Annotated in this window: 14 protein-coding genes; 10 read left to right on the top strand and 4 right to left on the bottom strand. The window is 67.2% G+C overall.

What is annotated here, in order from left to right:
• Positions 1 to 42: 42 nt before the first annotated feature.
• Complete coding sequence (locus tag LDB29_RS19935; protein WP_025549298.1) at positions 43 to 714, bottom strand: S24 family peptidase; 672 nt, start codon at positions 712 to 714, stop codon at positions 43 to 45.
• A gap of 113 nt (positions 715 to 827) precedes the next feature.
• Here LDB29_RS19935 and LDB29_RS19930 point away from each other — a divergent pair, with 113 nt between their 5' ends.
• Together LDB29_RS19930 and LDB29_RS19925 are read left to right on the top strand one after the other, a co-directional pair.
• Positions 828 to 1013, top strand: coding sequence for a hypothetical protein (locus tag LDB29_RS19930; protein ID WP_025549299.1), 186 nt, complete (start codon positions 828 to 830; stop codon positions 1011 to 1013).
• A complete protein-coding gene (locus LDB29_RS19925; protein ID WP_025549300.1) occupies positions 1010 to 1378 on the top strand; it encodes a hypothetical protein in 369 nt (122 codons plus the stop codon). Before LDB29_RS19930 ends, LDB29_RS19925 begins: the two co-directional genes overlap by 4 nt.
• A gap of 46 nt (positions 1379 to 1424) precedes the next feature.
• Here LDB29_RS19925 and LDB29_RS19920 read toward each other — a convergent pair whose 3' ends face one another.
• Entirely contained in the window at positions 1425 to 2282 is an 858-nt protein-coding gene (locus tag LDB29_RS19920) for a hypothetical protein (RefSeq protein ID WP_037482604.1), read from the bottom strand.
• Positions 2283 to 2287: 5 nt separating this feature from the next.
• Positions 2288 to 3514: a TIGR04063 family PEP-CTERM/XrtA system glycosyltransferase gene (locus LDB29_RS19915; protein ID WP_037482606.1), complete on the bottom strand. Its 1227-nt coding sequence runs from the start codon at positions 3512 to 3514 to the stop codon at positions 2288 to 2290.
• Positions 3515 to 3694: 180 nt separating this feature from the next.
• Between LDB29_RS19915 and LDB29_RS19910 the strand changes: the two genes are divergently transcribed.
• The 6 genes from LDB29_RS19910 (at position 3695) to LDB29_RS19885 (ending at position 8733) form a co-directional block, all read left to right on the top strand.
• A complete protein-coding gene (locus tag LDB29_RS19910) occupies positions 3695 to 3823 on the top strand; it encodes a hypothetical protein (RefSeq protein ID WP_255308758.1) in 129 nt (42 codons plus the stop codon).
• The gene (locus tag LDB29_RS19905) at positions 3816 to 5177 is read left to right on the top strand and encodes a putative O-glycosylation ligase, exosortase A system-associated (RefSeq protein ID WP_099185193.1); all 1362 of its coding nucleotides are present in this window, start codon (positions 3816 to 3818) and stop codon (positions 5175 to 5177) included. Before LDB29_RS19910 ends, LDB29_RS19905 begins: the two co-directional genes overlap by 8 nt.
• A complete protein-coding gene (locus LDB29_RS19900; RefSeq protein WP_025549301.1) occupies positions 5174 to 5866 on the top strand; it encodes a hypothetical protein in 693 nt (230 codons plus the stop codon). Before LDB29_RS19905 ends, LDB29_RS19900 begins: the two co-directional genes overlap by 4 nt.
• Before the next feature lie 163 nt (positions 5867 to 6029).
• The gene (locus LDB29_RS19895; protein ID WP_257555548.1) at positions 6030 to 7037 is read left to right on the top strand and encodes a DNA topoisomerase IB; all 1008 of its coding nucleotides are present in this window, start codon (positions 6030 to 6032) and stop codon (positions 7035 to 7037) included.
• Positions 7038 to 7064: 27 nt separating this feature from the next.
• A complete protein-coding gene (locus tag LDB29_RS19890; RefSeq protein WP_025549304.1) occupies positions 7065 to 8243 on the top strand; it encodes a mechanosensitive ion channel family protein in 1179 nt (392 codons plus the stop codon).
• 103 nt (positions 8244 to 8346) lie between these two features.
• Positions 8347 to 8733, top strand: coding sequence for a hypothetical protein (locus LDB29_RS19885; protein WP_025549305.1), 387 nt, complete (start codon positions 8347 to 8349; stop codon positions 8731 to 8733).
• A gap of 40 nt (positions 8734 to 8773) precedes the next feature.
• On the opposite strand, the gene dgcA is transcribed toward LDB29_RS19885, so the two are convergent.
• Complete coding sequence (dgcA, locus tag LDB29_RS19880; protein ID WP_025549306.1) at positions 8774 to 9748, bottom strand: N-acetyl-D-Glu racemase DgcA; 975 nt, start codon at positions 9746 to 9748, stop codon at positions 8774 to 8776.
• Between the two features lie 95 nt (positions 9749 to 9843).
• Here dgcA and LDB29_RS19875 point away from each other — a divergent pair, with 95 nt between their 5' ends.
• Together LDB29_RS19875 and LDB29_RS19870 are read left to right on the top strand one after the other, a co-directional pair.
• Complete coding sequence (locus LDB29_RS19875; RefSeq protein WP_025549307.1) at positions 9844 to 11130, top strand: class I SAM-dependent methyltransferase; 1287 nt, start codon at positions 9844 to 9846, stop codon at positions 11128 to 11130.
• A 67-nt stretch (positions 11131 to 11197) separates the two neighbouring features.
• Positions 11198 to 12985 carry an ABC transporter transmembrane domain-containing protein gene (locus LDB29_RS19870; protein ID WP_025549308.1) on the top strand — a complete coding sequence of 596 codons (1788 nt, stop codon included), beginning with the start codon at positions 11198 to 11200 and terminating at the stop codon, positions 12983 to 12985.
• The last annotated feature ends 43 nt before the right edge of the window (positions 12986 to 13028 follow it).

Below are 13028 nucleotides of genomic sequence, written 5' to 3'. Positions count from 1 at the left end.
AGATTATAGCGGCGATCTGATTCAATCACATCGAAACCCGCCCTAAACCAGCCGTCTTCCTGTCCATACCACCCGGCCCACGATCACGACCAGCGCCGGATCGATGTCGATCCAGTCGGGATAATGGGGATTGTCGCTGAGCACGGAGAAAAAACCCCTGCGCGGCCCCATGGCCACGCGCTTCACCATGAGCACCCCGTCGAGCCGCAGCACATAGACGCCGTCGCGCAGCCGCCCCGCATCGTCGTCATGATTGACCATGATCTCATCGCCATCGCTGAGCGTGGGAGCCATGGATTCGCCATCGACGCGGATGATCGATATTTTCTGCGGCCGAACGCCCAGATGACGAAGCCAGTTGGCGTCGAAGGCCATCAGGCCGGCCGCCCGCTCATCCTCGTCCAGCGAACCCGGCCCAGCCGAAGCGCCCAGCGAAAGCCGCGGCACGCTGACCACCGAAGGCAACGACCGCACCCTGACCGGCGGGGTTCCGCGCGGGACCGACCCGCCCAGCATTTCCTCCGCCACGCCGAAATAGCGGGCCAATATGCGCCGGTCCTCCTCATCCAGCTTCCGCGGCGTGCCCCTTTTTATGAACTGCTGGATATAGGCGGGATTGCGGTTCAGCAGGCGCGAAAGATCGGAATAGCTGTCGCCCCGCTCGGCAATCAGCCGCTCCAGCACCACGCGCGGATCTTCTCCAATACCGACCATATCTCATCCATTACTGATAGGAATTTTCCTAGACAAGTAGGAAATTAGGCAACATGAAAATCACCTGAGGGATTCGCGCAGGCGGATCGAATCGACAGAGGAGAAGCGGGACTATGCTGTTGCGAGAGGTCGAAAAATTTCTGCGGGAAAACGGCATTCCCGCGACCCGGTTCGGCCGCGAGAGCGTGCGCGATCCCCGGCTGGTCTTCGACCTGCGCAGGGGCCGCGAACCCGGCATGAGAATGAAGAGGCGAGTAGAACATTTCATGAACACATATCGCAGGAGCATGGGCGAATGACAAGCATCCACGTGAACGCTCCCATCCGGAATCTGCTCCAAAATGAAGGTGCGGCGAAAGCGCGCGACCCCCTGCCCCGTCTGCTGTCGCAACTGATCGCGCGGGCGGGTGGAACCGTCATGGTGGAACGCGCCGTCAGCCGTCCCTGGGCGAGCGCGCTGTTCCAGGGGCGGCGCCATGTCGTCGCGCTGACCCTCTCCGGGCCCGATGCGGCCGAGCGGCGTGCAGCCTTTGTCCAGGGAATCGAGGAAGCGGAATGGAGCCTGTCCGGCCATTTCGTCGCGGACATCAGCATCGACTGCCGCCGTCCGGTGCCGGCCGGCGAGTGGGTCGAATTGTCGGCGCTCACCATAGAGGACTGGTGAGAGCCATCAAGGGAGAGCGCCCGTCAGCGCGCTCTCGCCTGCCGGTTCAGCGGGCGCGGCCGGCCATGGTCCGCAAAGTCCCCAGAGCGGCGCGCAGGGCCTCATCGACGCCCTGCTCGACCTTATCGCGCACGGGCACGGCGGCTTCGACCGGCATGTCGGCCAGAACGGAGGCGGGCCGGCCCATGCGCTTGCGCTGGGCAAGACCCTGTTCCAGCCTTTGGGTCAGCTCCGCCAATGAAAGATGCGCGATGGGCGCAGGCGCGGGAGCGGTCTCGGGCTGCGCCGGCTGCGCGATCTCCTGAGGGTCGGCATCGACAGTCTCCGGCGAAAACGCGCGCTGCAGGCGTGCGAAGGCCGTTTCCTCCGTCATCTTGTCCGGCATGCCGGGAAGGGAAAGGCTGCCCGGCGCGGTGATGGGCGCCTCGACAGCGGCTTCCGCCTCCCCATCTTCGCGTCCGGGCGCGGTGCGGGCGAAAATGTCGAGGCCGCCAAAGTCGCGGCTGGCGAAGATCGGCGGACGCGCGGGGGCATCGGGATGGGCGTCGGCACGGCGCAGCGCCGGACCCGACCTGCTCCGGTCACGCGACAGCCAGTTCAGCTTCGACAATGCAAAACCCATTTCACTCACTCCTGCGGCGCCGTTCCCGCGCCCTTGCTTGTCATGCGTCAGCAGAGCGACGCGCTTTTCTCTTTGTCCCGCCCAGATCAGGCCCAGGACCATCGCCGCGCCGAAACCCGCCAGCAGCAGACGGGCCTTCAGCCCCAGCGGCGGCGCGGCGGCCGGGATGGCTTCGCTAAGGCCACTCGACGCCACGACCGTTTCGACCAGCCCTGTGGGCAGCGAGAAGAGGAGCAGCCCGGCCCCGAGCGCGCCCGAAAGCGCCTTCAGCAGCCCACGCATTCTTCTCACGCCGCCGCCCGCGCCCCTTGAGGGCGCGCCAGCAATTGCCGATAGACGGGTTCGTAGCGAAGAATGTTTGACGACCAGTTACGCTCCCGCTCCACAAAGGCGCGCGCCGCCGCGCGCCGCTCTTCCCAGAAGCCGCGATCCGCGAACATCCCCGCCAGCGCGGCGGCAAGGGCGGGCGGATCGTCAGGCGCGAACAGCGTGCCGGTGACGCCATGTTCGATCAGTTCGCGATGGCCGCCGACGCTTGACGCGGCGACCAGCCGGCCCTGCGCCATCGCCTCCAGCGGCTTCAACGGCGTCACCAGATCGGTGAGGCGCATCGACTTGCGCGGATAGGCGAGGATGTCGACCTGCGCATAATAATCCTCGACCTGATCGTGCGGCACGCGACCGACGAAGACGATATGGTCGGCAAAGGGCGAGGCCATGGCCCGGTCGCGCAACGCCTGCTCGCACGGGCCGCCGCCGACCAGCAGCAGCTTCGCCTTCGGGCGGGCGCGCACGAGTTTCGGCAGGGCGGCGATCAGGTCGTCCAGCCCCTCATAATCGTAGAAGCTGCCGATGAAGCCGACGACGTCGGCGCCCTCCAGCTCCAGTTTCGCGGTCAGCGCGGGGTCGCGGGGAACGGGCGTGCCGAACTGGTCCATGTCGACGCCGTTGGGCGAGACGATGATCTTGGCCGCGTCGATTCCCCGCGCCACCAGATCGCCGCGCAGGCCTTCGCAGATCACGGCAACCGCATCGGCGGCGCGGACGGCATGGGTTTCCAGTTGCCGTGTCAGCCAGTAGCGCGGACTGCCCTCCGTCCCGGTGCCGTTGCCGACCGCCGCATCCTCCCAGAAAGCGCGGATCTCGTAGATCATGGGGATAGCGTGACGCTTCGCCACCTTCTGCGCGGCGATCGCGTTCAGCACCGGCGAATGGGCGTGGATGATGTCGGGCCGCCACTGGCGCACCAGCATATCGATGGCGTCGGCATGGGCGGAAATGTCGCGCCATTCGCGCAGCAGCGGATGGCCGCCGGTCGATTCGCCGGGCGTGCGGTGGAAATGCAGGCCGTCGACCACCTCCTCCAGCGGCCCCGGCGCGGCATGGCGATGACCGGTGATGCCGCGCACCTCCCAGCCCTTCGCCAATTGCGCCCGCAGGATCGCGCGGGTGCGGAAAGTGTATCCGCTGTGCATCGGCAGGCTGTGGTCCAGCACATGGAGAATCCGTGTCATGGCGACGAGTCTTGCCGAAAAAGGTTTAACGGGCCGTCAACTCTGTTGGGTTAGGGGTGGGAGGGTTCGGGCTTCAGTACAACATGCTCCTGCGAAGGCAGGAGCCTAAGTCCTGCCGTCCGGACTGGGCTTCTGCCTTCGCAGGAGCATGTTGGAAGTGACGGATAGCTCAAGCACGCGATGATCGACGCCCTTTCCCTTCTCATCAGCCATGGCGTCATTCTGCTGGCGGCTTGGCGCCTGCTGTCGCGGCCCGACCTGGATCGCGATCCCCCCTCCGGCCTGGAGGCGGAGAGCGGCGATGCGTGACCTGTTCTTCGTTGCCTTCCTTGGCGCCTTCTTCCTTACAGGCTTGCGACGACCGTTCCTGCTGATAGCCGTCTATGCCTATATCGACATCGTATCGCCCCAGCGCCTCTCCTATTTCCTGCTGAACAGCGTCCCCATCTCCTTCATCGCCTTCGTGGCAGCGGTGGGATCGTGGATATTGGTCGACGACAAGAAGGATTGCCGACTGTCTGCGCGGCAGGCGATCCTGCTGCTGTTGTTAGTCTGGTGCGGCTATACCACGGCGACGGCAGACTTTCCGATCAACGCCGCGACCAAATGGGGCTGGGTATGGAAGGCGATGCTGTTCGCCATTTTCCTGCCCGTCACGCTGCGCACGCGCCTGCGGATCGAGGCCTTGGCCCTGTTCATGGTGCTTTGCGCCAGCACGATCATCATCAACGGCGGCATGAAGACGGCGCTGTCGGGCGGCGGCTATGGCGTGCTGAACCTGATGGTGGACAATAACAGCGGCCTCTATGAAGGCAGCATCATTTCGACCGTCGCCATTTCGCTGATCCCGCTGATCCTCTGGCTGGCCCGGCATGGCACCGTCTTTCCGCCCGACTGGCGGGTCAGGCTGTTCGCCTATGCGCTCTGCTTTGCCTGCCTGCTGATGCCGATCGGGACGGAGGCGCGGACGGGCCTGGTGTGCATCGCCATCCTGGCGGGGCTGATGCTGATGCGGTCGAAGCGGCGGTTCCTCTACGGCCCGTTGATGGCGGTGGCGGCGCTGGCGGCGATTCCCTTCCTGCCCGCCAGCTTCACCCAGCGCATGTCGACCATCGAGAATCACAGCCAGGACGAAAGCGCCTCCACCCGCCTCGCCGTGTGGAAATGGACGCTGGACTATGTGAAGGAGCATCCGGGCGGCGGCGGCTTCGACAATTATCTGCAGAACAGGTTCACCTATGTAATGCAGGAACGGGTGATCGACGCCGCCGGATCGCGCATGGAAAAGCGCATCGTCACCGACCATGGCCGCGCCTATCACAGCGCCTATTTCGAGATGCTGGGCGAGCAGGGCTATTTCGGCTTCTTCCTCTGGGCGCTGCTGCACCTCGTCTGCTTCATCCGGACGGAGGCGATCCGGCGCATGTACCGGAACCGGGAAGGCGATGAAGCCTGGGTGTCGCCCTTCGCGCTAGCCCTGCAACAGGGCCATGTCATCTATATGGTGGGATCGCTGTTCGTGGGCATCGCCTATCAGCCCTTCATCTTCATGATGCTGTCCTTGCAGATCGGCCTCGACACCTATTTGACCCGGAAGCGCAAGTTGGCCGCGCGCCAGCCGTTATTTCCCGCAACACCCGTCGCGCAAGGGAGCGCCGCATGAAGGGCGAACTGAAGATATTGGGCGCGGCCCACGGCCTGCTGCTGGGGCTGGTGCTCGCCGCGCCGCTGATTGCGCCGGCGCTGCTGCCATGGGGCGCCGAAGCGCTGTTCATCATCGCCGCCTTCCAGTTGCGGCTGGCCGACCGGCGCTGGGAGACCCGCGCGGGGTTGCAGGGGTGGATCAGCCACATCCGCATGGCGCCGTTGCGACTGGTGCCCTGGGCCGGGACGGCGGTCGTGGCGCTGATCGCGGGACCGGAGCAGGCCCGGCTCGCCACCGCAATCCTCATCGCCGTCGCCATGGGCGAATTGCTGATCTATCCGGTCATCGCCCATCTGCTCGGCCGCATGCCGCGCCTGGGTCTGGCGGGCGCGATCCTGCTGCTGCTGATCGGCTGCGGCCTGGCGGAACCGGCACAGGCGGCGCGTTTCGCCATGGCCTTCGCGCTGGGCGTCGGCGGATGCGTGTTCTGGATGCGCGGCCCGGATGGGGAACCGGGCGCGACCCTGATGGCGCTGGGCGGGACGATCGTCGCGACGGCGGTTGCCCTGCTGGCGCCAATGGCGCAGGCGGTGGCGATCCCCGCCGCCATCCTGTGCCTGACGCTGACCCTTGCCCATCTGTCGGTGATGCGCCGGCATCCGCAGCACTGGCAACTGTCCGGCGGCATGCGATTCAAGCGGCTTTAGCGGGCGGCGCCGGAAGGCGCGCCGGTAAGGGGGTGACGGATCGATTGGCGCCATTCAGCGAATCGTGGGCGGAGCGCCGCGATTGGACCGTTCGCCCTCCACCGGTTCCCTCTGGGCAGCCCGTCGCGGAACGAAGCGATTGGCGGCGGGTTGAGGAAAAACCATGCCGCCCGATTCCATCGTCCACGCCAATGACAGCCTGCCAGGCATCACGCGCCGGGCCATGAAAAGGGGATGGGCCTATTTCGACGCCAGCGGCGCGCGCATCACCGACCGGGAAGAGATCGACCGGCTGAACGCCATCGCCATGCCGCCCGCCTATCGCGACTGCTGGTTCTGTCCCCATCCGCACGGCCATATCCAGGCGACCGGCTATGACGACCAGGGCCGCAAGCAATATCGCTATCACCTCGATTTCCGCGCCGCGCGGGAGGCGGAGAAATATGCCGGCTGCCCCGCCTTCGGCCGCGCCCTGCCCAGGCTGCGCGCCCGGATCGAAGCCGACCTGTCCAGGCGCGGCCTGCGCAAGGAAAAGACGCTGGCCGCCGTCGTGCGCCTGCTCGACCTGGCGAAGGTGCGCGTCGGCAACGAGCAATATGCCGCCGCGAACAAGAGCTTCGGCGCGACCACGCTGCGCCGCCGCCATGTCGACCTGCGCGGACAGGCGCTGCGCCTGCGTTACCGGGCCAAGTCGGGGCGGGAGCATGAGCTGACCGTCACCGACCGCCGCCTCGTCCGCTTCGTTCGCGCCGTACAGGATCTGCCGGGACAGCATCTGTTCCAATATCTGGATGAGGAAGGCGTCGCCCGGCCCATCACCTCGGGCGACGTCAACGCCTATATAGCCGAAGCCATGGGCGGCGATTTCACCGCCAAGCATTTCCGCACCTGGGGCGCCTCCGTCATTGCCTTCGAAACGCTGGCGGCGGGCAGCGTGTCGCTCAAGCAGATGATCGAGCCGGTCGCCGCCGCGCTGGGCAACACCCCGGCGATCAGCCGCAAAAGCTATATCCACCCCGCGCTGATCGAGCTTTGCCGCAACGGACAGGATGCATGGCGACAGGGGCTTCGCCTGCCGCGCGCAACCCGCTATCTTTCCCGTTACGAACGCGGACTGATCGCTTTTCTGGAGGAGGCCGGCGGCTCGACCGCCCTTCCCCTGGCGGCCTGATCCGCATCCAGAACCGCAAGGATATTCATGGCCGCCAAGAAAGATACCGCCACCCTGCCGCAGATCGACGTCCGCCCGCCTAATCTGGCCGAGATGTGGCAGTCGACGGTCCACTGGTTCTCGCTCCACTATCTGCAGATCCTGATCGCCATCGGCGCGGCTGTGGCCATCTACAGCCTTTTGACGGCGCTGCGCAGCGTGGGCGGACGGTTGAAGGGGCATCCCGGCGACACTCTGGGCCTTGCCAACGTCGCCGGCCGCGCCTTTGCCCGCACCACCCATTTCTTCATGGCGATGGTCGCCGCGCGGCTGGTGGTGAGCTATGCCCGGCCGCCGGAGATGGTGCTGAAGACCGTCGTCTTCCTCTTCACCATCGCCGCCGTCTTCCAATGCGCCATCTGGGCGCGGGAGATCATATTGGGTCTGGTGGAACGGCGCACCTCGGCGGACGAGAGCCAGAGCCTGGCCAACGCCATGGGCCTGATCCGCGTGCTCGTGACCTTCGCCCTGTTCGCCATCGCGCTGATCGTCGTGCTGGACAATCTGGGGGTGAACGTCACCGGCCTCGTCGCGGGCCTGGGCATCGGCGGCATCGCCATCGGCCTTGCGGCGCAGGGCATCTTCTCCGACCTGTTCGCCGCCTTGTCGATCATCTTCGACAAACCCTTCCGGCAGGGCGAGGTCATCACCTATGACCAGACCACCGCCCGGGTGGAGCGCATCGGCCTTAAAAGCACGCATCTGCGCGCGATGAGCGGCGAGAAGAAGGTGATCTCCAACGCCAACCTCCTCCAGAAGGAGATCACCAGCCTGCAGACGCTGGCGCAGCGGCGCGTGACCTTCGCCATCGGCATCATCTACCAGACGCCGGAGGACAAGGCCGACGCCATCCCCGCCATGCTGAAGGAGATCGTGGAGGCAGAGGGGCATATCTTCGTCAATGCGGGGCTGGTCAGCTTCGGCGCCAGTTCGCTCGACTATCAGCTCAATTTCGACGTGCCCGACCCCGATACGCACGATTATTTCCAGTCCCGGCACAAGGTCGGCCTCGCCATCTGGAAGCGCTTCAACGCGGAGGGGATCGAATTCGCCTATCCGACGCAGACCAGCTTCACCGCCGCGCCGGACGGGCGGGCGATCATGCCCTATCCTGAGGTGCAGCCCGTGGTGCGCGTCGACCAGCCGGGGGGCAGCGCCCCCGCCTGACTCGCCTGATCGCATATCGGACTCGCCTTGCCTGCTCCCGCTTGCCCGGCGCATCGGCCGGAGTCAGGCGGGTGCAATGACGAACGGACATTTCGGAACAGCCATGAAAACCTGTTATTTGCTGGCCGCCGCTGCGCTCGCCTTCACCCCTGCCGCCCATGCCGAAGGGATCGGGGCCGAGGTAAATTACGGACGCGCGGACGGGCATTGGGGCACGGAAATCGGCGCCGGCTATGCGATGGATATTGCCGGCTTCAGCCTGACGCCGGGCGGCGGCGTCTATCTGCGCGACGGGGATACGAAGCTCTATGGGCGCGTCGAGGCGACCTACACCCTCCCCGCCTCCGCCACCATCGGCGCGGGCGTGCGCTTCAGCGGCGACAATACACGCCCCTATGCGACGCTTGCCATGCCGCTGATCCCCAAGCTGCGCGCCAAGGCCAATGTGGGGCCGAAATATTATGCGGTGGGATTGACGCTGGGATATTGATTGCCCGCGCCCTGCTCCTGTGAAGGCCGGATCGGGAAGTCTATGCCTCGCCCCATAACCCGCCAGGCCGCAGCAGCCCGTCGCGCAGTTCCAGCCCCCTTTCCCGGTCCTTCGCCAGCAGCAGCGCGCCATCCAGATCGATCCAGTCCGCCCCCTGCGCCACCAGCGCGGCCGGGGCGATCCCCAGCGACGTACCCAGCATACAGCCGACCATCACGCGGAATCCTCGCGCCCGCGCCTCCCGCGACAGGGCCAGCGCCTCGGTCAGCCCACCCGCCTTGTCGAGCTTGATGTTCACCGCGTCGAAATCCCCCAGCCGGTCGAGATCGGCCCGCGTATGACAGCTCTCGTCCGCGCAGAGCGGCAAGGGCGACCTGATTCCCGCCAACCGATCCTCCTTGCCGTGAAAGACCGGCTGTTCGACCATCTCCACGCCCAGTTCCGCCAGCGCCTGCGCCTCCGCCACAATGTCCAGATCATGCCAGCTTTCATTGGCGTCGACGATCAGCCGCACGTCCGGCGCGCCCGCCCGCACCGCCGCGATCCTCGCCCGGTCGCCATCGCCGGTCAGCTTGCATTTGAGCAGGCCGAAGCCGCGCCCCGCCGCGGCCCGCGCATCCGCCTCCATCTTCTCCGGATCGCCCAGGCTGATGGTGAAGGCGGTCGGCAGGGGCTTGGGCTCCTCCAGCCCCGCGAGCTTCCACACCGGCACCCCGGCGCGCTTCGCCTCCAGGTCCCAGAGCGCGCAGTCCAGCGCGTTGCGGGCGGCCCCGCGCGGCATGGCGCTCAGCAGCGCCTCCCGCTCCAGCGGTCCGGCATAGGCGTCGATCGCCGCCGCGCAGCCTTCCGCCGTCTCACCCTCATAATAGATCGCCGTGCCCTCGCCCCGGCCGACATGCGCGCCATCGCCCACCGTGCAGACCACGACATCCACCGACGTCTTCGCGCCCCGGCTGATGATGAAGGCCCCGGCGACCGGCCAACGTTCAACAGTCGCGGATATGATGCGTGTCATCGGCGTTCCCTGTGCTGGCGATATACGGGTCCAAGCGAACCGGCTATCCCGCCGCATAACCAGTCTCGACCCGCAGATAAAGGATAGGCGCACCCGTGACCTCCAGAGAATTGACCGGTTTCCTGTCCCTCAGCGAAGCCGATGCCGTGGCGGCCCGGCGCCGACTGTCCGACATGATCTGGCGCGTCGGCTTCGGCGCGATCACCTGGCCCTGGCTGCTGGCCAGCCTGTCGGGCGGGCGCAAGGCGGACAAGCGCGCGCTGCTCGACGAGCTTGGCCTGCCCCATGACGCCCTGCCGCATCTGGGGAGCTGGAAGGCCGATGTCGGTTTCCTGCGCCATATCGTGCGGGAAATCGCCCGGTTGCGGCCCGCCCATGTGGTGGAACTGGGGGCGGGCGCATCGACGCTGATCGCCGCGCGTGCGCTGGCGCTGCATGGCGGGGGACGGCTGACCAGCTTCGACCAGCATGACGGCTTCGTGCAGGCGACCCGCAACTGGCTGGCCGACCATGGGCTGACGGCCGATCTGCGCCACGCGCCGCTGGTTGCGGAAAGCGAGGACTGGCCGGGCCGCTGGTACGACATCGACAGCCTGCCCGACAGCATCGACCTGCTGATCATCGACGGTCCGCCCTGGGCGGTGCACCCGTTGGTGCGCGGCGCGGCGGACAGCCTGTTTGCCCGCCTGTCTCCGGGCGCGGTCGTGCTGCTGGACGACGCGGCCCGTCCCGGCGAGCGGCTCGTCGCCCGGCGCTGGCGCAAGCGCTGGCCGCATATCGACTTCCGCCTGAAGCATGACGGGACCAAGGGCACGCTGGTGGGCCGCCGCCGCGACACATCGATCCCCGTCGCCAATGACAATGATCATGGCCGGGCATGGCGTCATCTCGGCCGGGCGGCGGGCATCGCCGCGCTGGTCGCCACCGGCTGGATCGCGCGGGGCGAGCTGGGCGAATTTCCGCAGGCGGCGCAGGCCACCACCTTCCTGGACGAAGCCGCCGCATCGCACCGCACCGGGCTGCTGCGCCAGAGCATGGCGTCCCAGGTGGAGAGCGCCACGCTCAACCCCAGCGAGATACAGCGTTCGACCGGCATCGTCCTGCCGCCGCTGCCGGCCCGGTGGCGCATCCATGACGTGCAGCTTTACCCGACGCCGGACAGCCCCGCCGTCGCCGTGTCGATCACCACGCCGGAGGGGGAGCAGCTCTCCTTCTTCGCGGACCGGGCCGAAACCCCGGCGGAGGCGAGGCCGCTGCTCGCGCGGCGCGCCGATGACGTCATCGCCTATTGGGAAGCGGGCGACATGGCCTATGCCCTGACCGGCCGTGCCGGACCGCAGCGCATCATGGCGCTGGCGGCGCAGATCGCGCCCGCCGGTTAGCCCCCGGTCGGATTTCGGAACCGGGAAATGTTCCCTTTCACGCAAAATCCCTTTAGAGCGCGGCGCCATGGAGGATGTGGACCAACCATCGCCGCGCGACAAGGCGCGCCCCCCACTCGGCAGCCTGGCGATGATCTGGCGCTTCGCCAGCCGCTATCCGGGCCGCATCGCCGGGGCGCTCGCCGCGCTGCTGATCTCGTCCGCCGCGACGCTGGCGATTCCCAGCGGGTTCCGGCTGGTCATCGACCGCGGCTTCATGGGCGGCGGCGACATCAGCCGCTGGTTCGAATATCTGTTCCTGATCGTGGTGGTCCTGGCATTGGCGACGGCCGCCCGCTTCTATTTCGTGTCCTGGCTGGGGGAGCGCGTCGTCGCTGACATCCGGTCGGCCACCCAGGCCAATCTGCTGCGGCAGGAACCCCGCTTCTTCGAGGAAAACCGCCCCTCGGAAATCGCGTCGCGCATGACCGCCGACACGGCCATCATCGACCAGGTGGTGGGATCGACCGTGTCGATCGCGCTGCGCAATGTGGTGACGGGCACCGGCGGCCTCATCTATCTTTTCGCGCTGGCGCCCAAGCTTGCCGGGCTGCTGCTGCTGGGCATTCCGGTCATATTGGTGGCGATCATCGGCCTTGGCCGCCGCGTGCGCGCCCTGTCGCGGGCAAGCCAGGACCGGCTGGCCGATGTCGGCAGCGTCACGTCGGAAACGCTGGGCGCGATGAAGATCGTGCAGGCCTTCGGTCAGGAAGGACGGGAAGCGGCGCGATTCAACAGCACGGTCGAGGCGGGTTTCGCCACGGCGCGCCGCCGGATCGCCCTGCGCGCGGCGATGACCGCCATCGTCATCGCACTGGTCTTCGGGTCGATCACGGCGGTCATGTGGCAGGGCGCGCTGGATGTCGCCGCCGGACGCCTGTCGGGCGGCAGCATCGCCGCCTTCGTGCTGACCGGCGGGCTTGTCGCAGGCGCGTTCGGCGCGTTGTCGGAGACCTGGGGCGACCTGCTGCGCGGAGCGGGCGCCGCCGGACGGCTGCATGAACTGATGAGCGCCGTGCCGCAGATAACCCCGCCGCCCCGTCCCGTCCCGGTGCCGCGAACCGAGCATGGCGCGCATCTCCAGTTCGAGGACGTGCATTTCCGCTATCCCACACGGCCCGACCAGGCGGCCCTGCATGGCATTTCCGTCGACATCGCGCCGGGCGAAACGGTCGCCATCGTCGGCCCTTCCGGCGCGGGGAAGTCCACCCTGATCCAGCTGGCGCTGCGCTTCTACGATCCGGATTCGGGCGTGATCCGCCTGAACGACGTGCCTCTGCCCCAGGCCGATCCGGCCGAGGTGCGCGGCATGATGGCCATGGTGCCGCAGGAAAGCATCATCTTCGCCGCCTCCGCGCGCGACAATCTCCGCTACGGGCGATGGGACGCCAGCGACGAGCAGATCTGGGCCGCAGCCCGCGCCGCCAATGCGGAGGGTTTCCTGCGCGCCCTGCCGCAGGGCCTTGACAGCTTTCTGGGCGAAGGCGGCGCGCGCCTTTCGGGCGGCCAGCGCCAGCGCCTGTCCATCGCCCGCGCCCTTCTGCGCGATGCGCCGATCCTGCTGCTGGACGAAGCGACCTCCGCCCTCGACGCCGAATCGGAACGGCTGGTGCAGGATGCCCTCGGCCGGCTGATGCAGGGCCGCACCACCATCGTCATCGCCCACCGGCTGGCCACAGTCAGGGCCGCCGACCGCATCCTCGTGCTGGACGAAGGGCGGCTGGTCGAACAGGGCGACCATGCCACGCTGATGCGGCAGAAGGGCCTCTATGCGCGGCTGGCCAACCTCCAGTTTCAGGATGTCGCCGCAGGCTGACGGCATGGGCCGCCATGCCTCGCACGGGGACATGCGCCAAGCC

It is taken from the genome of Sphingobium sp. CFD-2 (genome assembly GCF_024611135.1).
Lineage (GTDB): Bacteria > Pseudomonadota > Alphaproteobacteria > Sphingomonadales > Sphingomonadaceae > Sphingobium > Sphingobium fuliginis.
Note: the sequence above shows the minus strand (reverse complement) of the source record. Positions and strands in the feature narration are given on the sequence as shown.

Bases quoted from the DNA above. Each gene is read 5' to 3' on its own strand.
- LDB29_RS19890 (WP_025549304.1), top strand. From the start codon at position 7,065: ATGGCCGCCAAGAAAGATACCGCCACCCTGCCGCAGATCGACGTCCGC.
- LDB29_RS19920 (WP_037482604.1), bottom strand. From the start codon at position 2,282: ATGCGTGGGCTGCTGAAGGCGCTTTCGGGCGCGCTCGGGGCCGGGCTG.
- LDB29_RS19870 (WP_025549308.1), top strand. From the start codon at position 11,198: ATGGAGGATGTGGACCAACCATCGCCGCGCGACAAGGCGCGCCCCCCA.
- LDB29_RS19905 (WP_099185193.1), top strand. From the start codon at position 3,816: ATGCGTGACCTGTTCTTCGTTGCCTTCCTTGGCGCCTTCTTCCTTACA.
- LDB29_RS19910 (WP_255308758.1), top strand. From the start codon at position 3,695: ATGATCGACGCCCTTTCCCTTCTCATCAGCCATGGCGTCATTCTGCTG.
- dgcA (WP_025549306.1), bottom strand. From the start codon at position 9,748: ATGACACGCATCATATCCGCGACTGTTGAACGTTGGCCGGTCGCCGGG.
- LDB29_RS19895 (WP_257555548.1), top strand. From the start codon at position 6,030: ATGCCGCCCGATTCCATCGTCCACGCCAATGACAGCCTGCCAGGCATC.
- LDB29_RS19915 (WP_037482606.1), bottom strand. From the start codon at position 3,514: ATGACACGGATTCTCCATGTGCTGGACCACAGCCTGCCGATGCACAGC.
- LDB29_RS19930 (WP_025549299.1), top strand. From the start codon at position 828: ATGCTGTTGCGAGAGGTCGAAAAATTTCTGCGGGAAAACGGCATTCCC.
- LDB29_RS19935 (WP_025549298.1), bottom strand. From the start codon at position 714: ATGGTCGGTATTGGAGAAGATCCGCGCGTGGTGCTGGAGCGGCTGATT.
- LDB29_RS19885 (WP_025549305.1), top strand. From the start codon at position 8,347: ATGAAAACCTGTTATTTGCTGGCCGCCGCTGCGCTCGCCTTCACCCCT.
- LDB29_RS19900 (WP_025549301.1), top strand. From the start codon at position 5,174: ATGAAGGGCGAACTGAAGATATTGGGCGCGGCCCACGGCCTGCTGCTG.
- LDB29_RS19925 (WP_025549300.1), top strand. From the start codon at position 1,010: ATGACAAGCATCCACGTGAACGCTCCCATCCGGAATCTGCTCCAAAAT.